Source organism: Phaeobacter sp. B1627, assembly GCF_006265095.1.
GTDB lineage: Bacteria > Pseudomonadota > Alphaproteobacteria > Rhodobacterales > Rhodobacteraceae > Epibacterium.
On the sequence record NZ_VCNK01000002.1, the window covers coordinates 40,337 to 66,594 of the forward strand.

Below are 26,258 nucleotides of genomic sequence, written 5' to 3' on the forward strand. Positions count from 1 at the left end.
GTCTGCTTATTCCACATCTGCGCGGGACGGCGCGTCCCGGTGTGTCTGTCCCTGATAAAGACGACTGTCCAGATACTGGTCCACGGCAAAACGTGCAACCACTCCGATTGCGGCCGCCACAGGCACCGCCACCAGCATGCCGACAAATCCGAACAATGCGCCAAACACCGACAGCGCCAGCAACAGCCAGACCGGATGCAGCCCGACGGAATCGCCGACCAGCTTGGGGGTCAGGAAGTTGCCTTCGACGAACTGGCCAAGAAAGAAGATCCCCGCCACCAGCGCGATGCGGATCCAGTCGGTGCCCTGGCGGATCATCTCGCCGTCGGCACCCTCGAGCGCGCCCCAGAACTGAAACAGCGCCAGCCCGATGGCCAGCACGCCGCCGATGATCGACCCGAGATAGGGGATGAAGGTCACCAGCCCCGCGACAAACCCGACGGCGAGACCGAAGTTCAGCCCGACGGCCATCAGCGCCACCGCATAATAGGTGCCGAGAATGACACAGACCGTGCCCATGCCACGGATGAACGACGACAGGACCTCGTCAATTTCACGCGCCAGCCGCCGGATGACGGGGGCATGATCGCGCGGCAGCAACGCGTCGATCCGGGTCACCATCCGGTCCCAGTCGACCAGCAGATAGACCGACACCACCGGCACGATCACGATCAGCACCACAACATTCAAAAGCGACAGCGCGGAGCCGACAAAGGTCTGCAGCAGGGTCACGCTCTTGTCCTGCAGCATCTTCCACAGGCCGGACAGGGCCTCGTTCATCTGGCTGCTGCCGTCAAACAGCGCGGGGAAGCGGTCCGTGGCAAAGGCGCGCAGATTGGCCCAGGCCTCGGGCAGGGTCTGCACCAGATCGATGAGCTGGTTCACCAGCATCGGAATGATCAGCAGCAGGAACAGCAGGAATATCAAGACTGCGGCAACGGTGATCACCGCGGTCGCCCCCTCGCGGCTCAGGCCAGCGCGCTCCAGCCGGTCGGCCAGCGGGTCGATCATATAGGCGATGGCGCCGCCCAGGATGAAGGGCAGCAGCACATTGCCGAGCGCCCACATCACCACGGAGAAGATCACCAGGGCGAGGCCCCAGTATGTCAGTTGCTTGCTGGCGGGCAGGGCCATGAGACAGCGACCTCGCTGATGTTGCGCAGGCCACGGGCCTGCAGGGAGGGGTGCCCCTGTGATCGCCCATAGGTCATGGAGTTGCAAGAGAGAGTTGACCTGCCCGTCGCGTGCATCAGGGAGCTGCGCCCGCAGCACATCAGGAGCGGCGCGGCATCAGGCAGGGAACGGCGCGGTATCAGGCAGGGAGCGGCGGCGGCCATCAGGGCGGAGCGGCGGCGGCGCTCAGCGGCGAGGCGAGAGCAGCGGCGTCAGCACCCGAAGCAGATCAGATTGACGCAGGGGCTTGGCCAGACAGCCATCAAACCCGGCCTCGCGGTATTCGCGGGTCTGTTCGGCAAAGGCGTTGCCGGTCACCGCCAGACAGAGCGCGTTATCGGCCGTTTCGGCACCGGAGCGACCGGTGCGAAACAGGTCCTGCAGCTGTTTGAGCACCTCGGTTCCGCTGAGCACCGGCATCTGAATATCCAGCATCAGCACATCATAGCAGGTGGCGACCGCGCGGCCATAGGCGTCGCCGCCATCCCGCGCCGTGTCGACGATCGCCCCCAAATGTTCCAGCATCTTGGTCAGAACCATACGGTTGGCGGCGCTGTCATCGGCGACCAGAACCCGCTTTCCGCGCAGCAACTGCGGCAGGGAATCGCTGCGGCTGACCGGAGCCGCAGCGCGCGGCTTTTGGGGTTCGGTGATCGGCATCGGCAGGGTCAGATGAACGGTGGTGCCCTCGCCATAGCTGCTCTCGGCGCGGATGCGGCCGTTCATCAGCTCCACGATCTGCTGCACGATCGCCATCCCGAGGCCGGTGCCCCCCTTGTCGCGCGCGGTGATCGCATCGGCCTGCACGAAGGGTTTGAACAAATGTTCCATTGCGTCCGGCGCAATGCCGCAGCCGCTGTCACGGATCTGGATCTGCAGCCCCTGCGGGCTGCCGCGCAGACAGAGCGTGACAGAGCCCGCATCGGTGAATTTGACCGCGTTGCTCAACAGGTTGCCGAGGACCTGCGCCAGGCGGAAACTGTCGCCCAGCCGCATTTCGCCCACCGGCACATCGACGAACCGGAGATTGAGATCCACGTTCTTGGCGGCGGCATTGGCGGAGAACAGCTTGGCCACGTCATGGACCATGTCGCGCAGATCAAAGGGGGCGGGGATCAGTTCCAGCTTGCCCGCGTCGATCTTGGCGATGTCGAGCGCATCGTTCAGCAACCGGTAGAGGTTCTGCGCCGAGCGGTTCACCGCCCGCAGCAGCTCGGTCTGATCCTGCGGCGGCGTGGCCGGTTGCGCCGCCCCCTGCATCAGCAGGTCCACCGAACCGATGATGCCATTGAGAGGCGTGCGGATTTCATGGCTCATATTGGCCAGCCAGGATTTCCGCGCCTCCGCATCCTGGCGGGCCTGCGCCTCCGCCGTGCGGGCCTGATGAAGCGCCAGCCTGCAGCCGATGCGCTGGTCTACGCAGGTCGCGATCTGTTGCAGCCTCTGCAGGTCGCCGTCGCTCCAGTCGCGCGGACCGCTGTCAAGTACACAGAGGGCGCCGATCGGGGTGCCGTCGGCCAGGTGAACCGGTACGCCGAGGCCGGACAGGGATGTGGCAGCATCCGCATCCGTATCCGTATCTGAGCCGGAGCCGGATTGCGCGGTGAACAGGGTTGGCAGCAGGGCAGAGGGATGAATTCGACCGATCCGAACTGCGTCATCGGTGGCCAGGATATGGGCAAAGAAGATCCGCACCAGCGCCATCTGCAGCAGGTCAGCCTCGCGCCCGGCGGTGCCGACTGCGCTTTTGACGGCAATGCCATCGTCACTGCGCGCCGCGAAGGCCAGAACCACCGTCGGCGCCTGCAAAACCTCGGCGGACAGGCCGGACAATGTGTCAAACACCGGATCTGGGTCGGCATCCAGGAGCCCAAGCTTCCGGATCAGAATATCGATAGCATCTGGTCTCAGCGTGACTGAATGATTCATATGGCAACCGGATCTGTCAAAGGTCAGAAATGGGGGCGAATTAGTGTCGCGTCGGGACGGGCGTGACAGCGCAACACGGCTGCTGCGTTTGTCGAATTCTGTTCATTAAATACTCAAATTTCGGGTTAAAGTGGCAAAAAACTATGTTGAATTTAAGGCATTTTAAGAGTGCTTTGCGGAGCTTTATTGCCCGCTTTGCGCTTCTACCCCGCCTGCGGATCCCAGGCTATGAGGTAGATCGCCTTTTTCCTAGTTTGCCGGAGTGCGCGCTGGTTCGCCCTCATATATTCTGGCTTGCCTTGGGTTGACCTGGGTTGACGTGGGTTGACCTGGCGCGTCCGACTGGTGGCCACGTCAGGACCTTGAACGGAGCGGCCTCAACAGCTGCCCCAACACGGGCCTCAACACTGGCCTAAAAACTGGTGCCGAAACCGGCCCGCGCCTTGGATCAAAACAACGGCCTGCGGACAGGTGGCAGAACAGGTGGCTGAACAGGCGGCGGGGGCGGAAAATCCGGCAGCTCCTGTTCAGGCGATGCGCACGCCCTGTCGTTTCAATTCCGTCTGAACCTCTGAAATCGCCAGGGAATCGAGCGCGCAGTCAGCCTTGACCGAGAGGGCGGCGGCGATTCCCGCGCCCTGACCGGCCACGGCGCAGCAGGCCATGTTCCGGGTTGCCGCATGGGCGATCCGGTCGCCGCCGATGGCACGGCCGGTGACCAGCAGACCCTCGACCTGTTTCGGCAGCATGGCGCGATAGGGGATCTGCATGTAGCGCCCGGTGGTGGGCAGGATCAGCACGCCGTAGCCGTCGATGAACTCCGGGTAGATGCCGATGCTGTCGTCGAAGCGGCCCTGCTCGCGGACATCTGCCTCGGTCATATTGTACTGCGCATCGAGCTTGCGGGTGTCGCGGATGCCGATGGTCATGCCGAAGTTGCGCAGCCGGGCGCCGCCGCAGCCGGGCGTATAGTACTTGAGCGCATTGATCGCATGCATCGCCTGTTTGCGGCCCTCGATCTCAAACCGGGTCATGCTGTCGGGGTCGGTGCCGTCGCAGCCTGCGAGATGCACCAGGTTCATATAGGTCATCTCGCCCGAGTCATGCACCGCGCCCCAGGTGCCGCCGATGGTGTTGAGATGCGCCGGGATCAGCCCGTCCTTCAGCGCCTGCGCAAAGGGTTTGGCGAGGAAGGGCGAGAACATGTCGTCCTCCTTGCCCGAGGTCTCCACCTGCCATTCGCCCGTGGACCAGTCCTTGTAGGTCTGGGGGTCGGCCTTGACGCCCTCCATGAATTTCTGCTTGTCGACGCCTGCGATGTGGAACATGACGCTGGCGGCCTGCATCTCCTCGACCGGAGTCTTGATCGTCGGCGCCCCCATCATCCGGGCGATATCCGCATCGCCGGTGGCGTCGATCACCCGTTTCGCCAGGATCGCCTCGCGGCCGGCCTTTGATTCCACGATCACCCCGGTGATCCGCTTGCCCTCGCGGAGCGGCGCCACATACATGCGGTGCAGCATCGGGTGGATGCCTGCCTCCTCAATCAGCTGGTCGGCCACCAGTTTGAACCCTTCGGCGTCCAGCTCGTAGGACAGCGACTGGCTTTCGGGCGTGGCCGCATCCATCGCCTTGGCGCGCTCCTCGAATTCCCAGCCGATGCCGCCGGCCTCCACCGTTTCCGCGTGGCGATACCAGGCAAAGCCCTCGACGCCGACGGCGGTAATATTGCCGCCGAAACAGCCGAACCGCTCCAGCAGCGTCACCGCGACACCGGTGCGGGCCGCCGCAAGCGCCGCCGCCAGCCCGCCGGGGCCGGAGCCGACCACTAGGACATCGGTCCGGTGAATGACATCAATCTCACGCGCGGGTTCGGTGATCGTCTGGCTCATCTGTGCGGCCTCCGGGGAAAACTCGAACCACGATGCGAAATCCTGAACCGTGGTTCAAGTCTTGATTGCCGCCCGGGATTGCCACCTGACATTGCAGGGGGTCACAGGGGCACGGGGGCACCGGGGGAACAGGGGCGCACAGGGGGAGGCATACGGGCGGGGTGCATACGGGAGGCGCACGGGGGGGCGCATGGCGGTGCGCCGCGCAGGGTGCGGTCGGGTGCGGCGATGATCTCGGCTCTTGTCTGACCCAGCCACACCTTCTACACCGGGCCAAACCAATTTTACCGCACGGAGCCAACATGCGCCTGTCCCGCTATTTCCTGCCTGTCCTCAAGGAAACCCCTTCCGAGGCTCAGGTCGTCAGCCATCGCTACATGCTGCGCGCCGGCATGATCAAACAGTCCGCCGCCGGGATTTATTCCTGGCTGCCGCTGGGGTTTCGCGTGCTGAAGAAGATCGAAGGCATCGTGCACGAAGAACAGATGCGCGCGGGTCATATCCCGATGCTGATGCCGACCATCCAGTCGGCGGATCTGTGGCGCGAGTCCGGGCGCTATGACGCCTATGGCGAGGAAATGCTGCGGATCAAGGACCGCCACGATCGCGACATGCTGTTCACGCCCACCGCCGAAGAGCTGATCACGGATGTGTTCCGCGCCAATGTCAGCAGCTACAAGGACCTGCCGCTGACGATGTATCAGATCCAGTGGAAATTCCGCGACGAGATCCGGCCGCGGTTCGGTGTGATGCGGGGGCGGGAATTCTACATGAAGGACGGCTATAACTTCGACCTCAGCAAAGAGGACGCGCTGCACGCCTACAACCGCCATCTGGTCAGCTACCTGCGCACCTATGAACGCATGGGGCTGCAGGCGATCCCCATGCGCGCCGACGGCGGGCCGATTGGCGGCGATTACACCCATGAATTCCTGGTGCTGGCCGACACCGGCGAGTCGGAGGTGTTTTATGACAGCGCGGTGACCGACCTGACCTTTGGCGATCGTGACATCAACTATGATGACGTCGCGCAGTGCCAGGCGATCCTGGAGGAGTTCACCTCGAAATACGCCCGCACCGACGAGACCCATGATGCGGCTCTGTTCGAGGCCGTTCCCGAGGAGCGCCGCCGTGTCGCACGCGGGATCGAAGTGGGCCAGATCTTCTATTTCGGCACCAAATATTCCGAGGCCCTGAATGCCACCGTCCAGACCGGCGATGGCGCGTCGGTTCCGGTGCATATGGGGTCGCACGGGATTGGTGTGTCGCGCCTGCTGGGGGCGATCATCGAGGCGAGCCACGACGACAAGGGCATCATCTGGCCCGAGGGGGTCACGCCGTTCCATTGCGGGATCGTCAATCTGAAGCAGGGCGACGGTGAGGCGGATGCCGCCTGCGAGCAGCTCTATGCGGCACTCACCGCGATCGGGTTGGAACCGCTTTATGATGACCGCAAGGAGCGGGCCGGTGCGAAGTTCGCAGGCATGGATCTGATCGGTCTGCCCTGGCGGATCACGGTGGGGCCGCGGGGCCTGAAAAACGGCGTCGTTGAGCTGACTTCCCGCCGGACCGGCGAAAGCGAAGAGCTGAGCCCGGAAGAGGCGGTGAAGAAGATCGCCGCCATCTACGCCGCGCATCCGACACCGCGCGGCTTCTGAGCGCCTGAGATCTGCGACCGGTGGCTGCTCCCGCCGGTCCTGCGGGCACAGGGTGCCCTTGTCCCGTTGGGCCTTGCGGGTTGGGGGTGGCGCCGGGCCAGAGGCCCGGCGCCACCCCCAACGCCTTTTCGGCGTTTTGCCTTTGGCAAAACACCAAAAGGGGGCGGGAGCGCCCCGCTCCCGCAGGGGCAGGTGGGCCAGATTGATGTTTTGGGCCGATGCTTTGGGCAGACGATTTGCGCTGACGCTTTGGACTGACGCTTTGCGCCCGGCGTGTAGTCCAGCTTTGTGCCCAGATGTGTATTGGGCATTTCTATCGCTCCATTGAGGGGCCGGCTTTTCCGGTCGGTTGGCGGGCAAAGAGCTGACCCCGGGGCACAAGGGGTTGAATCTCACGATTGGGGCTGCATTCTCATGCCTCCCGATACCGGTCGAAAGGAGCAGAGCCATGATGTCGCGTGTGATCCCTCTGTTGGGTGGGCTGTGCGCGGGCGCGGGCCTGTCCCAGTTTCCCGCCTATGCGCAGGCCTATCTGCAGCGGCTGGGTGGTCACGTCGATGCGCTGCGACGCACCGTGGCGGAGTTTGATGCGGACGCCGCCGCATTGGGGCTCGAGCGCCATTCGGCCCTGGTGCAACTGGCCCGCTCGGGCGAGATCGGGGCGCAGCGGGCCGAGACCATGGCCGCCACCATCGACCGCTACGAGCGGCTGGCTGCGGACCTCCATGAGCTGGCTGCGCTGGCACCGGTGGATCGCGCGCTGCATCTGCGCCGCTTTGCGGAAACCGACATTGCGGCGGCCACCCTCGGGGCCTTCGAGCCTGCTCTGCCGGTCTCTGCGGATGCGCTGCTGTTGATGGCGGCAGGGGGGATTCTGGGCGCCGGGGGTCTCAGGGGGCTCGGGGCGCTGCTGGGGCTGCTGCGGCGCAGGTCGGCCCGGATGCGCCAGCGCCGCAACCGGCTTGCTTGACCCTCTCATCGCTCGCGCCTAGGGTCCGCTCGATGCCCAGCTTCCCGCGCCGGATCCTGTCCGCGCTCTGCACAGAAAGATAGCCTGCATGGCCGGACCTGCACCTTTTGCCCGTTTCGAGTGGATGATTGCCTGGCGCTATCTGCGGGCCCGCCGCAGCGAAGGCGGCGTGTCGGTGATGACCTGGATTTCACTGATCGGCATCACGCTGGCGGTGTTTGCGCTGATTGCGACCCTGGCGGTGCGCTCCGGCTTTCGGTCGGAATTCGTCGGCACCATTCTCGGCGCCAATGCCCATGCCACGCTCTATGCCCATGGAGAGGTGACGGAGGGGGGCAGGCTGGACCGCACGATCACCGACTATGCCGCGCTGGCAGAGGCGGCGCGGCAGGTGCCGGGGGTCCTGCAGGCTGCGCCCCTGATCAAGGGGCAGGTGATGGCCAGTCGCGGCGACCGTAATGCCGGCGTGCAGGTCTATGGCATCTCGGCGGCGGATCTCGCGCAGATTCCGGGCGTGGCCCGGAGCGCCGAGGCCTATGGCGATCTGTCCCGTTTCAACGAGGGGATCGCCATCGGATCCGGTGTGGCGCGCAGTCTCGGGCTGCAGGTGGGGGACAAGCTGAAGCTGATCTCGCCCAACGGGATCAAGACCGCCTTTGGCACCTCACCGCGGGTCAACGCCTATGAGGTGGTCTATGTCTTTACCGCCGGGCGCTATGATATCGACAACACCCGCGCCTATCTGCCCTTTGCCGAGGCGCAGAGCTATTTCAACCGCGACGGCGTCGCCGATGAGATCGAAGTCATGGTGGCCGATCCCGAAGCGGTGGATCAGTATGTGCTGCCGCTGATACAGGCGGCGGGCACGGGCTATGGCGTCTGGAGCTGGCGGGATGCCTCGGGGGGATTCCTGCGGGCGCTGGAGGTCGAGGACAATGTGATGTTCGTGATCCTGTCGATCCTGGTGCTGATTGCGACGATGAATATCGTCTCCGGCCTGATCATGCTGGTGAAGAACAAGGGGCGCGATATCGGGATCCTGCGCACCATCGGGCTCAGCGAGGGGTCGATCATGCGGGTGTTCTTCATCTGCGGCTCGGTCACCGGCGTGATCGGCACCGTGATGGGGGTGGCGCTGGGATGCCTGTTTGCGCTCTATATCGATCCGATTTTCTCCTTTGTGAACTATGCGATGGGCGGCGGCGTCTGGGATCCGTCGATCCGGGGGATCTATGCCTTGCCGGCAGAACTGCGGTTGGGCGATGTGCTGTCGGCGGTTGCCCTGTCGCTGGGGCTGTCGTTTCTGGTCACGATCTTTCCCGCCCGCCGTGCGGCGCGGATGAACCCGGTGGAGGCGCTGCGCTATGAGTGAGATCACATTGCAGCTGGAGGGGTTGGAGAAGACCTATCTGCCGGGCACGCCGGGAGAGGTGCAGGTGCTGCGCGGGGCGGATCTCACCCTGCATGCGGGCGAAGTGGTGGCACTGGTGGCGCCGTCGGGGGCGGGCAAATCGACCCTGCTGCAGATTGCGGGTCTGCTGGATACGGCCGATGCGGGCGCGGTGCGGATCGGCGGGCAGGACATGAGCGGCGCGAGCGAGCGCAGGCGCACCCGGGTGCGGCGGCAGGACGTGGGGTTCGTCTATCAGTTCCACCATCTGCTGCCGGAATTCACGGCGTTGGAGAACATCGTGCTGCCGCAGCTGGCGGATGGCGTGTCGCAGCGGGCGGCAGAGGCGCGCGGCGCCGAGCTGTTGGCGCTGGTGGGGCTGGAGCGCCGCGCCGCGCATCGTCCGGCGGCGCTTTCTGGCGGCGAGCAGCAGCGGGTGGCGGTCTGCCGGGCACTGGCCAACCGGCCGCGTCTGTTGCTGGCGGATGAGCCGACCGGGAACCTCGATCCCGGCACCTCGGATCAGGTGTTTGAGGTGTTGATGCGGCTGGTTGCGGAAACCGGGCTGTCGGCGCTGATTGCGACCCATAACCTCGATCTGGCGTCCCGGATGGACCGGGTGGTGCGGCTGGAGGACGGGGTGCTCTGCGCTGGATGAACGGGCAGGGCGCGGCGCGGAAAAGGTGCCGGGCGACGCGCGTCTGCCGTATGCGGACGGGGCGGGACCTCCGGCGGCAGACAGGTGGCGATCAGGCGGCGATTTGCGTAATCCAGACGCCGCAGGCCATGACGGAAATTCCCAGCATCCGCATCGCCGTCAGCGGGCTGACCTGAGCGCCGAAGAGGCCGAAGTGATCAATCGCCGCCGCTGAGATGAGCTGCCCGAGCAGCACGAAGAACACCGCATTGCCCACTCCGAAATGGGGCGCGACATGGGTGATCGACAGGACATAGAAGGCCACGAGGAAGCCCGCCAGCAGCAGGTGTTTCGGGGCGCTTGCCGCCTGCATCAGCGTCTTTGGTCCGACCAGCCCGTAAAAGGCCAGCGCCGTCAGGAAGGCGACCGCGAACAGCACCACACAGGCCGCCCCCGGAGCGCCGAGAAACTGCCCCAACCGCGCGTTGAGCGCAGCCAGCACCGGAATGCCGATGCCGGCCGCCAGCATGATCAGCGCATATTGGGTCATGTCGCTTCCTCTTCCCATCACCGCCTCGTCCAGTCTGAGTCGCGGGTATCCTGCGCCCGGTTTTCGCCAGTGCTGTGCCCGTCCTGCGCCCGTCCTGCGCCGGTGCTGCACCTGTCCTGTGGGGGCACCATGGCGGCAAGTTCGCAGGCTCACAAGGGCTGTCTCGGCCGGCGCGGGGATTTTCTGCGAAGTGCCACGTGGGACATGATTTTTCAATCGCAGATGCCGTCGATCTGCGCCCCTTTCCACGGCAGGTAGACGTCGCTTTGACGGCGCTGCGGCAGGGCGGAGACAGGCATGGCGGCGGCCAGCATCGCGTGCAGGCGCCGGGTGCGGGAGGCCTCGGGCGCGAGTGCCCGGCAGCAGACATATTCCTCGACGATGGTGCCCTGTTGTTCATAGCCGTAGTCCAGGAAGCTGGCCGATCCCTCGGGGTCAAAGAGATAGGGGTCGGGCGAGACCCTGTGTTCGCGCAGCGCCTTCAGCGGGGTGTAGCCGGTGCGGGCGCGGTTCTGCCATTGCCAGGCGTGGGTGGCTTCGTGGGCGAGCAGCATCGCCTCGACCAGAGGCAGCGCCTCGGGGAATTCGGGGAGGTAGTTGTCCATGAACCAGTCGCGGGTGAAGAAGATCCGATTGAAGAGAGCCACGGCCGCGGGTGAGGCGGTGACCTCTTCGCCGGCCGGGCGTGGGGGCAGGATGCGCTCGCGGCAGGTGACGCGCGGGCGTTGCGGGCGGCGGAAGGTGACGGCGCGCAGGGGGGCGCCCTCGACCAGCCGCAGACGATCCAGATCGAGGCTGGTGCCGTGGATTTGCCCGAGAAACAGCCGCTCCTGTGCGGTCGGCAACCGCCCGCAGGCGGTGAGCAGGATCAGGAGGCAGAGCAGAGGTCTAGTCACGGTCGCGCGGCACCCGGCTGGTGTCGTCAAAGGCAGGAAGCATGGGCGGATCCTCGTGGCTGGGGGCGGACGGCGTGGACTGTCTGCGGGTGGCATCTGCGCAGGCAAAAGACCCCCTCTGCCGGGCCGGGAGACCTGCTGGCGGGAGAAGTGTAGGCGGGAGAGGTCCGCGGGATCAACCTCGGGAGAGGGCGACCGGATAGGATCGAGGCGAAAGAGCGTCGGTGAGAGGCGGCGCCGCCCGGTGGGTTTCAATCCCCGGGGGGCGGAGAGGGGGCGCGGGGTGGCCGCGTCTCGCTGAGATCCCCTGCACCCGGAGGAGGGTGGTCTGTGGGGGCCTGTTCTCCTGTGTGGGGCGGGATGTCAGCCCGCCTCCGATGTCGCGACCCCCGCACAATGACAGGGCACGGTTAAGATCTGCGCAGCCGGGCGGGCGGCGGGGGCGCATCACTGACGGGCGGCAGGGGCGCGAGCCTAGCAGACGGTGGGGAGGCAACAGAGGCGGGCGGCGGGCAGGCAACAGAGGCCTGCACAGAGGTCCCGCCGCCCGCCAGCCCTCTGGTCGCTCAGGGGCGTCCGTGTTTGATCTGCCGGATCAGCGAGGCTTCCTGATCCTTGCTGAGTTTCTCCTTCTTCACCAGAGCCTTGGCCTGCTTGATGGCCTCGTCCTTGCGGTCGCTGTTGGTGAGGATCATGATCTCGAACAGGGCCTTGTCGTCCTTGATGCCCTGGGCCTTTGCCTCTTTCTTGGCATCGGTCTGGCCGATCAGCTTGATCACCAGATCGCGAAAGGTTTTGGACTCGAAGAACTCCGGCCGGTAGTGATCCAGCGGGCCGAGGGTGAATTTCTTCGCCTTGTTCAGCACAGCCTTGAAGGCGGCGGCGCGGGGGGTGTCGCTTTTGTCCTCCTGATCGAGGATGGAATAGATGTTGATCGGCAGATCGATCCGGTCCGCTTCGGCCACATCGTGCGAGAGGTAGGTCTGAAACAGATGACGGCCATCGGCGTTGTTCATCTGTGCGATCGCGAATTTGATGTGCGGCAGCAGGACTTTTTTCTCGCGCGCGATCCAGTTGCCGAAGGTGTTGCGCATGGTGTTGTGCTTGAGCATGCCGGCAACGTCGGCGGGATAGGCTTTGCCTGCGATTTTGATGGTCTCGGCCATGATGTGTTCCTTCGTCTGTCGTTGTTGTCTGATGCTTGGAAAACACCGGCAGAGCCCGGATTATTCGGGGGGATGCGCATTTTTTTCGAGGGGGGAGATTTTTTTCGAGGACGCGTCCAGCCTGCGGGGTGCCCCTCAGACGTCCAGCTCTTCGACGAATTTGGCGTTTTCCTGGATGTATTGGTAGCGCAGCTCGGGTTTCTTGCCCATCAGACGCTCGACCAGATCGCCGGTTTCGCCGGGCTCGTCCTCGTCGATGGTGACGCGGATCAGCTTGCGGGTCTTGGGATCCATGGTGGTCTCCTTGAGATCCTTGGCGTCCATCTCGCCCAGACCCTTGAAGCGGGAGACGTCGATCTTGCCTTTGCCGCCCAGCCCCTTCTCCAGCCATTTGTCGCGCTCTGCCTCGTCGAGGCAATAGACTCGGCGCGCGCCCTGGGTCAGGCGGAACAGCGGCGGACAGGCGAGGTAGAGGTGTCCACCGTCGATCAGCGGCCGCATCTGGGTGAAGAAGAAAGTCATCAGCAAGGAGGCGATATGGGCGCCGTCCACATCCGCATCGGTCATGATGATGATCTTGTCATAGCGCAGATCGTCGAGGTTGAAGCGGGTGCCGAGACCGACGCCGAGCGCCTCGCAGAGGTCGCGGATCTCGGCGTTGGAGGAGAGCTTGCCGGAAGCGGCGCCGAGCACGTTCAGGATCTTGCCCTTGAGCGGCAGCAGCGCCTGATATTCCCGGTGCCGCGCGCCCTTGCCGGAGCCGCCGGCGCTGTCGCCCTCGACGATGAACAGCTCGGTGCCGGAGCGGTCCTTGGAGGAACAGTCGGTGAGCTTGCCGGGCAGGCGCAGTTTCTTGGTGGCGGATTTGCGCTGGGTCTCTTTTTCCTGTTTGCGGCGCAGCCGTTCCTCGGAGCGCAGGATCAGGAAATCGAGGATGGCGCCGGCGGATTTGGTATCGGCCGCCAGCCAGTTGTCGAAATGGTCACGGACCGAGTTCTCGACCATGCGCGCGGCGCTTTCGGTGGACAGGCGGTCCTTGGTCTGTCCAACAAAGGCCGGGTCGGCGATGAAGCAGGACACCAGCCCGCAGCCCCCCGCCATCAGGTCGTCGCGGGTGATCTGGGCGGCCTTCTTGTTGCCGACCAGCTCGCCATAGGCCTTGATCCCCTTGAGTATGGCGGCCCAGAATCCCGCCACATGGGTGCCGCCCTCAGGCGTGGGGACGGTGTTGCAGTAGCTCTGGGTGAAGCCGTCGCGCGAGGGGGTCCAGTTGATCGCCCATTCCACATAGCCGGGTTCGCCGAATTTCTCGCGGAACTCCACTTTGCCGGCAAAGGGCGCATCGGCATAGGTGGTGGATTTGCCCAGCACCTCGGTCAGGTAGTCCTTGAGGCCGCCGGGGAAATGGAAGGTCGCCTCGGTCGGGGTCTCGCCGTCATCGATGGCGCTCTTCCAGCGGATCTCGACGCCGGAGAACAGATAGGCCTTGGAGCGGGCGAGGGTGAAGAGGCGTTTGGGTTTGAACCGATGCGAGCCGAAGATCTGCTCGTCGGCGTGAAAGGTGACGAAAGTGCCGCGCTTGTTGGGGGCGGCGCCGATTTTTTCGACCGGACCAAGGGGGATGCCGCGCGAAAACCGTTGTTCGAACAGTTCCTTGTTCTTGGCCACCTGCACCACCAGACTGTCCGAGAGCGCGTTGACCACCGAGGAGCCCACACCGTGCAGACCGCCGGAGGTCTGATAGGCCTTGCCGGAGAATTTGCCGCCCGCGTGCAGAGTGCAGAGGATCACCTCCAGCGCGGATTTGTCGGGGAACTTCGGGTGCGGATCGATCGGGATGCCGCGGCCGTTGTCGGTGATGGTCACCGAGTAGTCGGCGTTCAGGGTGATTTCGATCCGGTTGGCGTGGCCCGCGACGGCCTCGTCCATGGAGTTGTCGAGGATCTCGGCCACCATATGGTGCAGGGCGCGCTCGTCGGTGCCGCCGATATACATGCCGGGACGTTGGCGCACCGGTTCCAGCCCTTCGAGCACCTCGATGGAGGAAGCGTCATAGGTTTCGGACGTGTTGGGGCTGAGAAGATCGTCGGCCATGTGTCGCGCTGCTCATTGTTGCTATTGGTTGGGCCCATTATGGCGCATGTCGCAGGGCGGGGGAAGGGGCGCAGTGCGCGGAGCCGGGAGGGGGCCGGGGAGGGCGTTCTTTGCGGTAACGGGGCGTGGGTGTTGCGGCAGAGCCGCAGGCGCTCCGTTAATATGACAATCCGCGTGATATATTCACCTTCCCAGGCGCATCCGGCTTGCATAATATAGTCCACAGCCTACCTTCTGGCGATGTTTTGTACGAGTGGGCCAATATCAGGCCAGTGTTTGGTAAGAGGTAATTGATGCCGTGGATCGAGGTGATTCCGTTTCGGAACGCGACGGGGAAGCTGCGCGAACTTTATGAACGGATGACGGGGCCGGATGGCCAGGTGGACAACATCATGCAGCTGCATTCCCTGCGGCCGCATTCGATGGAAGGCCATATGGCGCTGTACAAGAACGTTCTGCATCACACCAGCAACGAGCGGCCCAAGTGGTTTCTGGAGCTGCTGGGGGTCTGGGTTTCGGCGCTGAACGATTGTGAGTATTGCAGGCTTCATCACGAGGCCGGGCTGAAGCGGCTGATGTATGACGAGGAGCGCGTCGCCGCCATGTTGGCGGCGGTTGAAGCGCGCGACGTTGCCGCCATGCCGGTCCGGCAGGCCGAACGGGCGGCGCTGCGATATGCGCGCAAGCTGACAGAGCAACCGGCGGAGTTGACATCGCAGGACGTCTGGCCGCTGCGCGACGCCGGGCTGAGCGATGGCGAGATCCTCGAGATCAATCAGGTGGTGGCCTATTTCGCCTATGCCAACCGGACGGTTTTGGGGCTTGGCTGCTCGACCAAGGGCGATGTGCTGGGGCTCAGCCCTGGCAATCTCGACGATCCGCAGGACTGGAGCCACCGCTGAATCTGTGAGGTGAACCCGACAGATGAACCCGAGAGGGCGGCGGGGCATCGGGGCGGCAGAGCCAGTGTCAGCCAGCCCGTGGTAGCCGAACGGGTGATCGCCGTGATGGTCGGTGGTGATGGCGTCGGGGGCGGTTATCTGGCGGGTCATGCTGGCAGGGATCGGCGTCAGGGTGCCGGTGGCAATGCGCGGCGATATGCAGGCTTGAGAGGAGGCTGCGGGCGCTGTAGGAGTCGGAGCCATGATGAGACCTGTATTTCTCGGCCTGTGGCTGCTGTTGCCTGCTCCGCTCGCGGCGCATCCCCATATCTTTGTCGATACGGGGCTGGCGCTGGAGGTGGATGACGCGGGCATTCTGCGCGCGGTGGAGGTCACCTGGGCCTATGACGATTTCTATTCGCTGCTGATCTTCGAGGATCTGGCGCTGGATGGGGATCTTGACGGTCAGCTGACGCCGCAGGAGCTGCAGACGCTGCAGGGGTTCGATCTGAACTGGTCGCCGGGGTTTGCGGGTGACCTATATGTGACCACCGGCCCCGACGCACCGGGACAGGAACAGGAACAGGCGCAGGTGCTGGGCGCGCCGCAGCATCTGAGCACCGAAGTGGCGAATGGTGTCATCACCACCCGGCATCGGCGCGAAGTGACCGCGCCGGTGCCGGTAGAGGCCGCCGGGGTGACGCTACGGGCCTATGATCCCACCTATTACACCGCCTATGAAATCAGCCGCGGGGTGCGCGTGAGCGGCCCCTGCACCGCCACGGTGACAGCGCCGGATCTGGACCGGGCCTATACGCTGGTCGAAGAGCTGCTCTATGCGATGCCGGCCGATCAGGCCGAAGATGCCTATCCGGAGGTGGGCCGCGCCTTTGCCACCACCGTGATGCTGGACTGCGACGCCTGAGATGGCGCGGCCTGTCCTGACCGCGCTGAGCCTGCTGATGCTGGTGGCCGTGGGCGCGGTGGCGCTCTGGCTCTGGGGATTTGGTGGTGCGGACCATCTGTTGCGGGCGGCGGCGGAGGCGCAACGGGAGGCGCAGAACGCCATGGCGCGGGGCTTGCGGGCGCTGAAGGCCGGGGCCCCCGGCGCCTGGTGGAGCCTGATGGGTGTCTGTTTCGCCTACGGGTTCTTTCACGCGGCGGGGCCGGGTCACGGCAAGATGGTCATCGGCGGCTACGGCCTGGGCCGGTCGGTGCCGCTGTGGCGTCTGTCGGGGCTGGCGGTGGCCTCATCCCTGGCGCAGGCCGCAACGGCGGTCCTCCTGGTGCTGGCGGGGGTATGGCTGTTTGATTGGGGGCGCGTGCGGCTGACCGATACCGCTGAACGCCTGCTGGCACCGGTCTCCTACGGGTTGATGGCGCTGCTGGGGCTCTATCTGATGCTGCGGGGGCTGCGGCGGTTCTTCCGGCTCTGGCGCCAGACGGCGGTGCTGCCATTCGGCGGTGTAGGGGACGGCGGTCACGGTGGTCATCACGGGCACCAGGGGCATCACGGGCATCAGGCTGAGCACGCTCATGTTGGCCACAGTACAGGCCACAGCCACGCTGAACACAGCCACTCAGGCCACAGTCATTCAGGCCACAGTCATACAGAGCACAGTCATACAGATCCCCTGCACTCCGGCGCGGCGGGGGAGGTCTGCGCCAGTTGCGGCCATCGCCACGGCCCCACCCCGGAGGAGGCCGAAGGGCTGAGCTCCCTGCGCGAAGCGCTGGCGATTGTGCTGGCCATTGCGGCGCGTCCCTGCACCGGCGCGGTGTTCCTGCTGTTGCTGACCTGGCGGCTGGGGGTTCTGGGGGCAGGGGTTGCGGGGACCTTTGTGATGGGGCTCGGTACCGCCAGTGTCACGCTTGTGGTGGCATTGGTCGCCGCCGGGGTGCGCAACGGGCTGCTGGCGCGCGGCCGGGGGCAGGGAGCCGCAACAGGGTCAGGCACAGGGTTAGCAGCGTCAGGCCCAGCGTCAGGTACAGCGTCAGGCACGGGGCCAGACATGGGGCCAGATACGGCGGCAGGCGGCGGTGCCCGTCTGGCGGCGGTACTCGAGGTCTGTGCGGGCGGGCTCGTCCTGATCTTCTGTCTGCAACTTCTGCTGCGCAGTCTTTGAGGGGCTGGCTGGCTGCCATCTGGCTGCCAACTGGTGGCGGTTTGGCGGCATACAGGCTGCAGACAGGCGCGCCCATATGCCCCGACTGTCGCGACGGGGTAAACTCCGCAGCGCGCAGTCCGCACATATGAAACGATTCACTTGTGCTGAAACCTTGTGCAATTGTATCGGTACGCAAAGCTGACTTGTCGCCACCTCCACCGCGGCCTAAGGGCTTTTGGACAAGGAGACCGTGCAATGGTGACCCCCGGATCAACCCAAATGAGCTATGGCGGCCATGTGCGTGCCCTGTCCGTTCTCGGCCTGCCGCTGATCGGCGGCCATCTGGCGCAATTCGCGATCGGCATGACCGATACGGTGATGCTCGGCTGGTACGGGATTGGCGAGCTGGCGGCGGTGACGCTGGGGCAGTCGTTCTTTTTCGTCTGGTTCATTCTGGGGGCCGGCTTTGCCTTTGCGGTCATGCCGGTGGTGGCGTCGGCGGCGGCGACGGGGGATCATCGCCGGATCAGGCGGGCCACCCGGATGGGGCTGTGGCTTTCGCTGCTCTACGGGCTGATCGCCATGCCGATGATGTGGTATTCCGAATCCATCCTGCTGGCCGCCGGACAGGAGGCCCAGGTGGCGGCCGATGCGGGGGCCTATCTGCGGATTGCGGGCTGGGGGATTTTCCCGGCGCTGCTGGTGATGGTGCTGAAATCCTACCTGGCCGGGCTGGAGCGCACACAGGCCGTTCTGTGGATCACGGTGGTTGCAACGCTGGTCAATGCAGTGGCCAACTACGCGTTGATCTTCGGCAATTTCGGCGCCCCCGAGATGGGACTGCGGGGGGCTGCGCTGGCGTCTCTGGCGACCCAGGCGGTGTCCGTTCTGGCGGTGATCGCCTATAGTCTTTGGCGCCTGCCGGAGCATGATCTGCTGCGCAACCTGCACCATCCGGATTGGGAAATGCTGCGCGAGATCTTTCGTCATGGTCTGCCGATCGGCCTGACCACCCTGTGCGAGGTCAGCCTGTTCACCGCGTCATCGCTGATGATGGGGTGGTTGGGCACGGTGGCGCTGGCGGCGCATGGCATCGCGATGACGGTGGCGGGGCTGACGTTCATGATGCATCTGGGATTGTCGAATGCGGCCACGATCCGGGTCGGCACCGCGCTGGGCCGTGGCGACAAGGACCATATGGTGCGCGGCGCGGTGGTGGTCACGGTGGCCTCCTTGGTGATCGCGGTGGCAACGGCGCTGGTGTTTTTCCTGACGCCAGAGCCGTTGGTTCTCATGTTCCTCGACCCGGATGACCCGCAAAAGCAGGATATCCTGGCGATCGGTATTTCGCTGCTGGCGATGGCGGGGCTATTCCAGTTGATGGATGGCATGCAGGCGATTGCGCTGGGGCTGCTGCGCGGGTTGCTCGACACGGGCGTTCCGATGGTGATGGCGGCGCTCAGCTATTGGGTGGTGGGGGTGCCGACCTCCTATATTCTGGGGTTCCGGTTCGGCATGGGCGGCGTCGGTGTCTGGACCGGGTTGATCCTCGGGCTCAGCACCGCGGGTGCTTTGCTGCTGGTCCGGTTCTGGCTGCATGCGCTGGGGCGGGCGGAGTTGCCGGTTGCGGCGGGCGTCGCCGGGGATGCGGATCCCGCCATCTGATGCGGCCGGGATGCGGACTGGATGGATACTGGATGCGGTTGCTGAGGCGGGTGGTCCGCGTCTGAGAGGGCGGGCACGCCTGAGTGGGCAGGCGCGCGCCGGGGCGCGCGGGGACCGGTGGCGGATTGGAACGGGCTGGCGGGAGCAGGCTGGATTTCCGGCGCGACTGCGCGGCGGCACTGCGATCTGTACTTCGATCCGACCTGTGATCCCACATGTGACCCGACCTGCAACCCGGACTTCGCCGGATTGAGTGTGGCAGCTGCCGGAGATTGAGTGTGGCAGCTGCCGGATCGGGGTGGGATCAGTTGCCCTTGGTCAGCCGGTCGGCCTTTTTGCGCACCAGCACATTGCGCAGATCATGCATCGCCAGCAGCAGCGCGTCGGTCACATCGTCGAGTTGTGCGTCCGTGGCGCGGGACTGGGCCCATTGCGCGGTGAGGTTCAGGTGATCCACCGTGCGCAGGATGTCGTCGACCTCCCGGCGGGACAGGAGGCCTGTTCGCTCCGCCATCCAGCGGTCAATGGCTGCCCGGTCCTCTGGGCTCAGCACCCGGTCACCGTGAGGCTTGATCTCACCTTTGCGGAGATTCACGACCGCAATCTGGTCCATCTCGATCCGACGGTTGCGGTTTTCGCTGTCGATCCGGAATACCAGCGCGCCGTTTTCGCGGATGCGGAAGTAGTAGTCTGGCAGGGCGGGTGTCATGAAAATCCTATTCAGATCAGCTCTTTGCTGGGGTCTTGGTGTGCGCAGGGGCACTGTCAGGGTAGCAGGCTGTGGCCAGGTGGCAAGCATATTGCATGCTGGCGCACGGGCCGCGTCAGACCCGAGAGCCATCGGCGGTGCGGTCGTGATGGGTATCGTCACGGCACCGTTGCGGTGGTGCTCCCGCCCATGTGCACCGCCCGCCTGCGGCGCGCATCACACATTGGTTGGGCCGGGCGGGGGCCGCGCCTGAAAGGCGCGGCCCCCGCCCCCGCGCGATGCGCGTAGCGCAGCGCAAAACCTCCGGGGTATCTCTGCACTTCTTGCGTTGCCCCCCCCTGTGCCCCCCTGTGCCTCACTGTGGATAGTCGCGCCCGGTGCCCTGCCGTCCCTGCAGCCGCAGGTCGCCCTCAGGTGAGCGAGGCGCAGAACGTTTGGATGCGGCGGCAGGCCTCCTGCAGGGCCTCGTCCGAGGTGGCATAGCTCACCCGGAAGTTCGGCGACAGGCCGAAGGCTGCGCCAAAGACCACCGCCACATCCGCTTCGTCCAGCAGCGCATTGGCGAAATCTTCGTCAGTCTCGATGCGCGTCCCCGCCGGAGAGGTCTTGCCGATGAGCCCCGCAATCGAGGGGTAGACGTAGAAGGCCCCCTCCGGCACCGGGCAGGTGATGCCGTCGATCTCGGACAGCATCGAGACCGCCATGTTGCGGCGACGCACGAAGATCTCGTTGTGGCGGGTCAGGTAGTCCTGCGGGCCGGTGAGGGCCTCTATGGCGGCGTATTGGCTGATCGAACAGGGGTTCGAAGTGGATTGCGACTGGACCTTGCGCATCGCCGTGATCAACGCCTCGGGGCCTGCGGCAAAGCCGATCCGCCAGCCGGTCATCGCATAGGCTTTGGACACCCCGTTGCAGGTCAGGGTGCGCGCGTAGAGCCCGGGCTCCACCTGGGCGGGGGTGCAGAACTCGAACCCGTCATAGGCCAGGTGTTCGTACATGTCGTCGGTCATGATCCAGACATGGGGGTGGCGCATCAGCACATCCGTCAGCGCCTTCAGCTCCGCCCGCGAATAGCCCGCTCCGGTGGGGTTGGAGGGGGAGTTGAAGATGAACCATTTGGTCTTTGGGGTGATTGCGGCCTCCAGCTGCTCGGGCGTGAGCTTGAAGCTGGTCGCGAGGCTCGCTTCGACCGCCACCGGCGTGCCCCCCGCGAGCAGCACCATGTCGGGATAGCTGACCCAATAGGGGGCCGGAATGATCACCTCGTCGCCGGGATTGAGCGTCGCCATCAGCGCATTGTAGAGCGTCTGCTTGCCGCCGGAGTTCACCGAGATTTGCGCGGGACTATAGTCCAGGCCGTTGTCGCGCTTGAATTTTTCGCAAATCGCCTGTTTCAGTTCCGGGATGCCGTCGACGGCGGTGTATTTGGTGTGGCCCGCCCGGATCGCGGCGATGCCTGCATCCTTGATGTTTTGCGGCGTGTCAAAGTCGGGTTCCCCGGCGCCCAGGCCGATCACGTCGCGCCCCGCGGCCTTCAACTCTTTGGCCTTGTTGGTGACCGCAATGGTCGGAGAGGGCTTCACACGGGAAAGCGTCGCAGAAAGGAAAGACATGTCGGGCCTCGGTTTGAATGTCGTATGGAAACGTCTTAGGGTGGCGTCGAACGGCAATCAAGTCATCCCGAAGGAGAGACCTATATGACCGAGACCGATATGGACTGGTATGGCCCTGACGCCGCAACTTTTGGCGACCGCGTGGCGGCGGCACGGGAAAGTGCGGCCATGTCACAGGGGCAGCTGGCGCGTCGCATGGGGGTCAAGAAATCCACCTTGGTGGGGTGGGAGCAGGATCTGTCGGAGCCGCGGGCCAACAAGTTGTCGATGCTGTCGGGGCTGTTGAATGTCTCGATGAGCTGGCTGCTGACGGGGGAGGGGGACGATCTCGCCGCCCCGTCCGAGGATACGCTTGGCGACGACATGGCGGTGATCGCGCGCGAGTTGCGGGCGCTGCGCGAGGATCTGCGGGCGCAGGCGGAACGGGCCGGGCGCCTGGAAAAGGCCCTGCGCCGTCTGGCCGCAGCGCAGGAGCCCGCGCAATGACGAGCGCGGAAACGCGCGAGATCCGCATCAAGCGTCTGACGATGCGCTCGATGCGGCGCGGAATCAAGGAAATGGACATCCTGCTGACCGAATATGCGGCCACGAATCTGGCCGAGATGGAGCCGGAAAAAATGGACTTGTATGACAGGCTTTTGCGGGAGAACGACCAGGATCTGTACCAATGGGTAACGGGTCAGGCCCCCGCGCCGGAGCGCTTCGGGGCCCTGATCGGAGAGATCTCTCGAACATACGAAAAATAAAAGGGAAATTCGGTTTAACTCATTCTCAGGAAATTGTCGTCACATTCGTCATGAAGCAATTTCGATTCGGAGATGCTGAATGAGTATGGAACGACCGATCAGCCAGCTGGACCGTAAAGGTTTCATGACTGGATACCTTGATGCCCTGGCATTGGTGGAGCGCCTGCACCGCCTGCTGCTGGACGTGATCAAGGATGAGTTTGAACGTGTAGGTGTCCTTGACATCAATGCGGTGCAGGCTCTGTTGCTGTTCAACATTGGCGACAATGAGGTGACAGCCGGGGAACTGAAGACCCGCGGCTATTATCAGGGCAGTAACGTAAGCTACAATTTGAAGAAGCTGGTGGAGATGGGCTATATGCACCATCAGCGCTGCGAGATCGACCGTCGGTCGGTGCGTGTGCGTCTGACCCCCCGCGGCCGGGAAATCCGTGACATTGTTACGTCACTGTTTTCGCGTCACGCAGAGGGACTTGAGACCAAAGGCGTGATCAGCGCTGAAGGGATCGAGGATATTACCGGCTCCCTCAAGCGGATGGAACGTTACTGGTCTGACCAGATCCGTTACATCTACTAAAAAATCGCTTTTGCGGGCCCCGAGGTCCGGGAAGTTTCAAGATAGATTTGCCAGATCGCCCCAATATGGCTCTGCCAATAAAAGACAAGCCGAAGAGGACGATCCAGCGAAACTTTCAACCCTATCCTCGCCACTGCAGGTTTTGCAGTCAGGATGCAGAGATGGGGGCGGTTGCAGAAGCAACCGAGGCCCTGCCGAAGCCGACAAACTCGGCCTTTAGTCAGTTATAGTGTACAGATGTGTTGCAGTTCGCGGTACGGATATGCTGTGGCGGTGACCCCCTCGCGGGGACGCCGGCCAGCGCCCGTTCGTGGGACCGGGACGCGGATGTGGACAGGGTTTTGCGCATCAGGCGATTGCGTGAAGTCCGGCCAGACTTTGATGCACCGAGGCGGCCTTGGCCTCGGACCATCGCATGCTGCGGCATGCTCCTATCATTCAGCCCGGCGCAGTTTCCTCCTGCGCCGGGTTGCTCTTGGTGATGCCAGACCTTGGTGATGCCAGACCCGGCGCAGATTTAACCGCCGTAGATCTAACCGGCGCAGATCGAATGCGCGCTATGGAGTTTTCGCATGACCTAGCGTCACTTGCAGCATGGGATCTGCAGCCAACTGAGGTGCCAGCGGCACTTTCCCGGGTGCTTTTTCCGGCATTTTCTCCGTTATATTCGCAGTCATGTTCGCAGTCATGTGCACCTGGGGGGGCGACGGCGAAGCGGGAACTACCAGTGGCCGGTGTTTTCCATGCTCGACCAGGGCTCTGCCGGGGCCAATGCGTCACCGGCCTGCAGCAGTTCGATCGAGATATTGTCCGGCGAGCGCACGAAGGCCATGCGACCATCGCGGGGCGGACGGTTGATCACCACGCCATTGTCCTGCAGATGCTGGCAGGTGGCGTAGATATCATCGACCTCATAGGCGAGATGGCCGAAGTGGCGACTGTCGGCGGGCAGCGCGTCATCACCGTCCCAGTTGTATGTCAGCTCGATCGGGGCTTCATCCTGGCCGGGAGGTGCCAGGAAAATCAGGGAGAATCGGCCCTGTTCACTGTCATGACGGCGGATTTCTTCGAGCCCGAGAAGGCGGTAGAAGGCCATCGACGTTTCCAGATCCTTCACACGGACCATGGTGTGCAAATATTTGAGTGGCATCGGGAGCTCCTTTGTCCAGCGGCCAGGATGATGGCCGGTCGCGGCCTACCCTAAGCTGCGGGTCCGGAATGTCGAGGGGGCAGTGGCAAACTGCTTGGATCTCGGATCGCGACACGGTATCACCGGGGCCAGATCAGGAGGCGTCTTCCATGCAGCAGTATCACGCGGCCTTGCAGCATATCCTCGACCATGGGGTCGACACCAGCGACCGCACCGGCACCGGCACGCTGTCCTGTTTCGGGATGCAGCAACGCTATGATCTGGCGGAGGGTTTCCCGCTGGTGACCACAAAGAAACTGCACCTGCGGTCCATTATCCACGAGCTGCTGTGGTTTCTGTCCGGCGACACCAACATTGGCTATCTGAAAGACAACGGGGTTTCGATCTGGGACGAATGGGCCGACGAAAACGGCGATCTGGGCCCGGTGTATGGCCATCAATGGCGGAAATTCCCGCGACTGGAGCTGGCAGAGGGAACCCTCGGTGATGAGCCGCTCTATCGCGCGGGGTCGGTGGATCAGATCGCAGAGCTGGTCGAGATGATCCGCACCAGCCCCGACAGCCGCCGGTTGATCGTGTCGGCCTGGAACCCGGGCGATGTGCCGGAAATGGCGCTGCCGCCCTGCCATACCCTGTGGCAGGTCCGCGTTCTTGGCGGCAAACTGCATCTACAGCTCTATCAGCGCTCGGCCGATATGTTCCTCGGGGTGCCGTTCAATATCGCCTCCTATGCGCTGCTGCTGCAGATGTTGGCGCATGTGACGGGCTATCAGCCGGGGACTTTCGTACATACGATGGGCGATGCGCATATCTATTCAAACCACAAGGAGCAGGTTCAGCTGCAGTTGTCGCGCAGTCCCAAATCCTTGCCAGTGGTGCGGATCGCGCGGGATGTCTCGTCAATTTTCGACTTCACCTACGAGGATTTCGAGGTCATCGGCTATGATCCCGATCCGGGCATCAAGGCGCCCGTCGCCGTCTGATTGCGTCCCAGCCTGCCCGTCATCAACCTATGTGTGGTCGTCCGAGGAAAATTAACCATGATAACGCTGATCGTCGCCCGGGCCCGCAACGGGGCCATCGGCAAGGACAATGACATCCCCTGGCACGCGCCGGAGGATCTGAAGGCCTTTCAGCGTGAAACCCTGGGGGGTGCGATCATCATGGGGCGCAACACCTGGGACAGCCTGCCGGTGAAGCCATTGAAAAACCGGCTCAATATTGTGGTGTCGTCCAATCCGGAGGCGGCGGAGACGGTGGTTCCCTCCATCACGGAGGCGATCGCATTGGCGCGCCGTGAAGGCTATGCGCGGATCTACGGGATCGGCGGTGCGGGGATTTACAAAGGGATGCTCGCACAGGCTGACCGGCTGATGATCACCGAGGTCGATCTGGACATCGATGATGCGGATGCCTTTTTTCCGAGCGTCGATCCCGATGACTGGCGCCGTGTGCTGGAGGTGCCCCTACGTGCCGCCGCGCCGAAGTGCGTTCTGACTGAATTTCTGCGCGCAGCCCACTGAGCGCTGCCGGTCATCGGCACCGCGACGATCAATACCCGCAGACTATCAATCATGACGTTGAGTACTGTGGGTTGAATACTGCAGGTTGAGTACTGCGCCCAATCCGCGCAACGCGGCCGGGCGCAGCGGTGCTTTGGGGGGAGGGCTCAGAGCGGGCGAATGTCGCCGGCCATCTGTCGGCCGTCTCGGCCTTCGCTCAGCTCATATCCCACTTTTTGGTTATCCGCCAGGCCGGTCAGGCCGGAGCGTTCCACGGCAGAGATATGCACAAACACATCTTTGCCACCTTCATCGGGTTCAATAAAACCATAGCCCTTGGTGGTGTTGAACCATTTCACGGTGCCACTTGGCATGTCCCGTGTCTCCTTCTTACTTGCACTTCACTATGAGCACGCTCAAAGTACCTTTCACTCACACGCGCCGGGTCCGTCTTGAAAAACTCCGGACGAGGATGACCGAAGCCCTTGGTTAATCAGGACCCCAATCAGTTTGCCATGCGGGTTAAAAAAATCAAAGAAAATCGGTGTGAGTCGCCTATAAATTGTGTGAATTTTTGAAGCGGAGCGAGAGACAGGAATGAAACTATACGGGTTGAAGACATGCGATACCTGTCGCAAGGCCCTGAAGTCATTGCCGGATGCGGTTTTCGTCGATGTGCGGAAAGAGGGCGTTCCGGAAGAGATCATGAAGCAGGCATCTGCACAATTCCCGGACAAGTTGTTGAATACACGTTCAACCACGTGGCGAGAATTGTCGGCTGAAGAGCGCGAACGCCCGCAGCCGGAGCTGTTGGCCGCCTATCCGAGCCTGATGAAACGACCGCTGATCGAGGCCGATGGGCAGCTCTATCTGGGGTGGACCGCAGAGGTGAAAACCGCGCTGGGCGTGGGCTGACGGCACAGCTGTGGGAGAGTCGGTAAACGGCGCGCTG

The 26,258-nt window shown here is 63.8% G+C and carries 25 protein-coding genes; 14 read left to right on the forward strand and 11 right to left on the reverse strand.

Annotated features, from left to right (window positions below):
* Positions 1 to 6 precede the first annotated feature (6 nt).
* The 3 genes from FGE21_RS01625 to FGE21_RS01635 all read right to left on the reverse strand — a co-directional run bounded on the left by FGE21_RS01625 (position 7) and on the right by FGE21_RS01635 (position 4,994).
* Positions 7 to 1,134: an AI-2E family transporter gene (locus tag FGE21_RS01625; protein WP_139661109.1), complete on the reverse strand. Its 1,128-nt coding sequence runs from the start codon at positions 1,132 to 1,134 to the stop codon at positions 7 to 9.
* A gap of 225 nt (positions 1,135 to 1,359) precedes the next feature.
* Complete coding sequence (locus FGE21_RS01630) at positions 1,360 to 3,102, reverse strand: ATP-binding protein (protein WP_139661110.1); 1,743 nt, start codon at positions 3,100 to 3,102, stop codon at positions 1,360 to 1,362.
* A 527-nt stretch (positions 3,103 to 3,629) separates the two neighbouring features.
* Positions 3,630 to 4,994, reverse strand: a complete 1,365-nt coding sequence (locus FGE21_RS01635; protein ID WP_139661112.1) for an FAD-dependent oxidoreductase — start codon at positions 4,992 to 4,994, stop codon at positions 3,630 to 3,632.
* 302 nt (positions 4,995 to 5,296) lie between these two features.
* On the opposite strand from FGE21_RS01635, the gene proS reads away from it, so the two are divergent.
* From proS to FGE21_RS01655, 4 genes are all read left to right on the forward strand, one after another.
* Complete coding sequence (proS, locus tag FGE21_RS01640; protein WP_139661114.1) at positions 5,297 to 6,652, forward strand: proline--tRNA ligase; 1,356 nt, start codon at positions 5,297 to 5,299, stop codon at positions 6,650 to 6,652.
* Positions 6,653 to 7,100: 448 nt separating this feature from the next.
* Entirely contained in the window at positions 7,101 to 7,622 is a 522-nt protein-coding gene (locus FGE21_RS01645) for a DUF2937 family protein (RefSeq protein ID WP_139661116.1), read from the forward strand.
* 88 nt (positions 7,623 to 7,710) lie between these two features.
* Positions 7,711 to 8,994: a lipoprotein-releasing ABC transporter permease subunit gene (locus tag FGE21_RS01650; protein WP_139661117.1), complete on the forward strand. Its 1,284-nt coding sequence runs from the start codon at positions 7,711 to 7,713 to the stop codon at positions 8,992 to 8,994.
* A complete protein-coding gene (locus tag FGE21_RS01655; RefSeq protein WP_139661119.1) occupies positions 8,987 to 9,670 on the forward strand; it encodes an ABC transporter ATP-binding protein in 684 nt (227 codons plus the stop codon). Before FGE21_RS01650 ends, FGE21_RS01655 begins: the two co-directional genes overlap by 8 nt.
* Positions 9,671 to 9,761: 91 nt before the next feature.
* Here the strand turns inward: FGE21_RS01655 and FGE21_RS01660 are convergent, their stop codons facing one another.
* From FGE21_RS01660 to parE, 4 genes are all read right to left on the reverse strand, one after another.
* Entirely contained in the window at positions 9,762 to 10,199 is a 438-nt protein-coding gene (locus FGE21_RS01660) for a DMT family transporter (RefSeq protein ID WP_139661121.1), read from the reverse strand.
* Positions 10,200 to 10,411: 212 nt separating this feature from the next.
* Positions 10,412 to 11,095: a hypothetical protein gene (locus FGE21_RS01665; RefSeq protein ID WP_139661122.1), complete on the reverse strand. Its 684-nt coding sequence runs from the start codon at positions 11,093 to 11,095 to the stop codon at positions 10,412 to 10,414.
* Between the two features lie 566 nt (positions 11,096 to 11,661).
* Positions 11,662 to 12,261 carry a hypothetical protein gene (locus FGE21_RS01670; RefSeq protein WP_139661124.1) on the reverse strand — a complete coding sequence of 200 codons (600 nt, stop codon included), beginning with the start codon at positions 12,259 to 12,261 and terminating at the stop codon, positions 11,662 to 11,664.
* Between the two features lie 135 nt (positions 12,262 to 12,396).
* The gene (gene parE / locus FGE21_RS01675; RefSeq protein ID WP_139661126.1) at positions 12,397 to 14,355 is read right to left on the reverse strand and encodes a DNA topoisomerase IV subunit B; all 1,959 of its coding nucleotides are present in this window, start codon (positions 14,353 to 14,355) and stop codon (positions 12,397 to 12,399) included.
* 293 nt (positions 14,356 to 14,648) lie between these two features.
* Between parE and FGE21_RS01680 the strand changes: the two genes are divergently transcribed.
* The 4 genes from FGE21_RS01680 to FGE21_RS01695 all read left to right on the forward strand — a co-directional run bounded on the left by FGE21_RS01680 (position 14,649) and on the right by FGE21_RS01695 (position 19,009).
* The gene (locus FGE21_RS01680; protein ID WP_139661127.1) at positions 14,649 to 15,257 is read left to right on the forward strand and encodes a carboxymuconolactone decarboxylase family protein; all 609 of its coding nucleotides are present in this window, start codon (positions 14,649 to 14,651) and stop codon (positions 15,255 to 15,257) included.
* A gap of 241 nt (positions 15,258 to 15,498) precedes the next feature.
* Positions 15,499 to 16,161 (forward strand): DUF1007 family protein, encoded by a 663-nt coding sequence (locus FGE21_RS01685; protein ID WP_139661129.1) that lies wholly within the window; start codon positions 15,499 to 15,501, stop codon positions 16,159 to 16,161.
* Position 16,162: 1 nt separating this feature from the next.
* Positions 16,163 to 17,362, forward strand: coding sequence for a nickel/cobalt transporter (locus FGE21_RS01690; RefSeq protein WP_139661131.1), 1,200 nt, complete (start codon positions 16,163 to 16,165; stop codon positions 17,360 to 17,362).
* Positions 17,363 to 17,599: 237 nt separating this feature from the next.
* Positions 17,600 to 19,009 (forward strand): MATE family efflux transporter, encoded by a 1,410-nt coding sequence (locus tag FGE21_RS01695; protein WP_139661132.1) that lies wholly within the window; start codon positions 17,600 to 17,602, stop codon positions 19,007 to 19,009.
* Between the two features lie 304 nt (positions 19,010 to 19,313).
* On the opposite strand, the gene FGE21_RS01700 is transcribed toward FGE21_RS01695, so the two are convergent.
* Both FGE21_RS01700 and FGE21_RS01705 read right to left on the reverse strand, forming a co-directional pair.
* Positions 19,314 to 19,718: a hypothetical protein gene (locus tag FGE21_RS01700; RefSeq protein WP_139661134.1), complete on the reverse strand. Its 405-nt coding sequence runs from the start codon at positions 19,716 to 19,718 to the stop codon at positions 19,314 to 19,316.
* A 410-nt stretch (positions 19,719 to 20,128) separates the two neighbouring features.
* Entirely contained in the window at positions 20,129 to 21,331 is a 1,203-nt protein-coding gene (locus FGE21_RS01705; RefSeq protein ID WP_139661136.1) for a pyridoxal phosphate-dependent aminotransferase, read from the reverse strand.
* A gap of 84 nt (positions 21,332 to 21,415) precedes the next feature.
* Here FGE21_RS01705 and FGE21_RS01710 point away from each other — a divergent pair, with 84 nt between their 5' ends.
* The 3 genes from FGE21_RS01710 (at position 21,416) to FGE21_RS01720 (ending at position 22,654) form a co-directional block, all read left to right on the forward strand.
* The gene (locus tag FGE21_RS01710; protein ID WP_139661138.1) at positions 21,416 to 21,817 is read left to right on the forward strand and encodes a helix-turn-helix transcriptional regulator; all 402 of its coding nucleotides are present in this window, start codon (positions 21,416 to 21,418) and stop codon (positions 21,815 to 21,817) included.
* The gene (locus tag FGE21_RS01715) at positions 21,814 to 22,077 is read left to right on the forward strand and encodes a succinate dehydrogenase assembly factor 2 (protein WP_139661139.1); all 264 of its coding nucleotides are present in this window, start codon (positions 21,814 to 21,816) and stop codon (positions 22,075 to 22,077) included. Before FGE21_RS01710 ends, FGE21_RS01715 begins: the two co-directional genes overlap by 4 nt.
* A gap of 79 nt (positions 22,078 to 22,156) precedes the next feature.
* On the forward strand, positions 22,157 to 22,654 hold the full coding sequence (locus FGE21_RS01720; RefSeq protein WP_176695343.1) for a MarR family winged helix-turn-helix transcriptional regulator: 498 nt from the start codon (positions 22,157 to 22,159) through the stop codon (positions 22,652 to 22,654).
* A gap of 721 nt (positions 22,655 to 23,375) precedes the next feature.
* Here FGE21_RS01720 and FGE21_RS01725 read toward each other — a convergent pair.
* On the reverse strand, positions 23,376 to 23,804 hold the full coding sequence (locus tag FGE21_RS01725) for a VOC family protein (protein WP_139661141.1): 429 nt from the start codon (positions 23,802 to 23,804) through the stop codon (positions 23,376 to 23,378).
* Positions 23,805 to 23,953: 149 nt separating this feature from the next.
* Here FGE21_RS01725 and FGE21_RS01730 point away from each other — a divergent pair, with 149 nt between their 5' ends.
* Positions 23,954 to 24,787: a thymidylate synthase gene (locus FGE21_RS01730; RefSeq protein WP_139661143.1), complete on the forward strand. Its 834-nt coding sequence runs from the start codon at positions 23,954 to 23,956 to the stop codon at positions 24,785 to 24,787.
* A gap of 57 nt (positions 24,788 to 24,844) precedes the next feature.
* Positions 24,845 to 25,327 (forward strand): dihydrofolate reductase, encoded by a 483-nt coding sequence (locus FGE21_RS01735; RefSeq protein ID WP_139661145.1) that lies wholly within the window; start codon positions 24,845 to 24,847, stop codon positions 25,325 to 25,327.
* Between the two features lie 146 nt (positions 25,328 to 25,473).
* Here FGE21_RS01735 and FGE21_RS01740 read toward each other — a convergent pair whose 3' ends face one another.
* Entirely contained in the window at positions 25,474 to 25,680 is a 207-nt protein-coding gene (locus FGE21_RS01740; protein WP_068240384.1) for a cold-shock protein, read from the reverse strand.
* A gap of 223 nt (positions 25,681 to 25,903) precedes the next feature.
* Between FGE21_RS01740 and FGE21_RS01745 the strand changes: the two genes are divergently transcribed.
* Entirely contained in the window at positions 25,904 to 26,221 is a 318-nt protein-coding gene (locus FGE21_RS01745) for an ArsC/Spx/MgsR family protein (protein ID WP_139661146.1), read from the forward strand.
* The last annotated feature ends 37 nt before the right edge of the window (positions 26,222 to 26,258 follow it).

Bases quoted from the DNA above. Each gene is read 5' to 3' on its own strand.
- FGE21_RS01685 (WP_139661129.1), top strand. From the start codon at position 15,499: ATGATGAGACCTGTATTTCTCGGCCTGTGGCTGCTGTTGCCTGCTCCG.
- FGE21_RS01655 (WP_139661119.1), top strand. From the start codon at position 8,987: ATGAGTGAGATCACATTGCAGCTGGAGGGGTTGGAGAAGACCTATCTG.
- FGE21_RS01730 (WP_139661143.1), top strand. From the start codon at position 23,954: ATGCAGCAGTATCACGCGGCCTTGCAGCATATCCTCGACCATGGGGTC.
- FGE21_RS01645 (WP_139661116.1), top strand. From the start codon at position 7,101: ATGATGTCGCGTGTGATCCCTCTGTTGGGTGGGCTGTGCGCGGGCGCG.
- FGE21_RS01725 (WP_139661141.1), bottom strand. From the start codon at position 23,804: ATGCCACTCAAATATTTGCACACCATGGTCCGTGTGAAGGATCTGGAA.
- FGE21_RS01625 (WP_139661109.1), bottom strand. From the start codon at position 1,134: ATGGCCCTGCCCGCCAGCAAGCAACTGACATACTGGGGCCTCGCCCTG.
- FGE21_RS01670 (WP_139661124.1), bottom strand. From the start codon at position 12,261: ATGGCCGAGACCATCAAAATCGCAGGCAAAGCCTATCCCGCCGACGTT.
- FGE21_RS01650 (WP_139661117.1), top strand. From the start codon at position 7,711: ATGGCCGGACCTGCACCTTTTGCCCGTTTCGAGTGGATGATTGCCTGG.
- FGE21_RS01715 (WP_139661139.1), top strand. From the start codon at position 21,814: ATGACGAGCGCGGAAACGCGCGAGATCCGCATCAAGCGTCTGACGATG.
- FGE21_RS01735 (WP_139661145.1), top strand. From the start codon at position 24,845: ATGATAACGCTGATCGTCGCCCGGGCCCGCAACGGGGCCATCGGCAAG.
- FGE21_RS01635 (WP_139661112.1), bottom strand. From the start codon at position 4,994: ATGAGCCAGACGATCACCGAACCCGCGCGTGAGATTGATGTCATTCAC.
- FGE21_RS01745 (WP_139661146.1), top strand. From the start codon at position 25,904: ATGAAACTATACGGGTTGAAGACATGCGATACCTGTCGCAAGGCCCTG.
- FGE21_RS01630 (WP_139661110.1), bottom strand. From the start codon at position 3,102: ATGAATCATTCAGTCACGCTGAGACCAGATGCTATCGATATTCTGATC.
- proS (WP_139661114.1), top strand. From the start codon at position 5,297: ATGCGCCTGTCCCGCTATTTCCTGCCTGTCCTCAAGGAAACCCCTTCC.
- FGE21_RS01700 (WP_139661134.1), bottom strand. From the start codon at position 19,718: ATGACACCCGCCCTGCCAGACTACTACTTCCGCATCCGCGAAAACGGC.
- parE (WP_139661126.1), bottom strand. From the start codon at position 14,355: ATGGCCGACGATCTTCTCAGCCCCAACACGTCCGAAACCTATGACGCT.
- FGE21_RS01695 (WP_139661132.1), top strand. From the start codon at position 17,600: ATGGTGACCCCCGGATCAACCCAAATGAGCTATGGCGGCCATGTGCGT.
- FGE21_RS01740 (WP_068240384.1), bottom strand. From the start codon at position 25,680: ATGCCAAGTGGCACCGTGAAATGGTTCAACACCACCAAGGGCTATGGT.
- FGE21_RS01710 (WP_139661138.1), top strand. From the start codon at position 21,416: ATGACCGAGACCGATATGGACTGGTATGGCCCTGACGCCGCAACTTTT.
- FGE21_RS01705 (WP_139661136.1), bottom strand. From the start codon at position 21,331: ATGTCTTTCCTTTCTGCGACGCTTTCCCGTGTGAAGCCCTCTCCGACC.
- FGE21_RS01720 (WP_176695343.1), top strand. From the start codon at position 22,157: ATGAGTATGGAACGACCGATCAGCCAGCTGGACCGTAAAGGTTTCATG.
- FGE21_RS01680 (WP_139661127.1), top strand. From the start codon at position 14,649: ATGCCGTGGATCGAGGTGATTCCGTTTCGGAACGCGACGGGGAAGCTG.
- FGE21_RS01660 (WP_139661121.1), bottom strand. From the start codon at position 10,199: ATGACCCAATATGCGCTGATCATGCTGGCGGCCGGCATCGGCATTCCG.
- FGE21_RS01690 (WP_139661131.1), top strand. From the start codon at position 16,163: ATGGCGCGGCCTGTCCTGACCGCGCTGAGCCTGCTGATGCTGGTGGCC.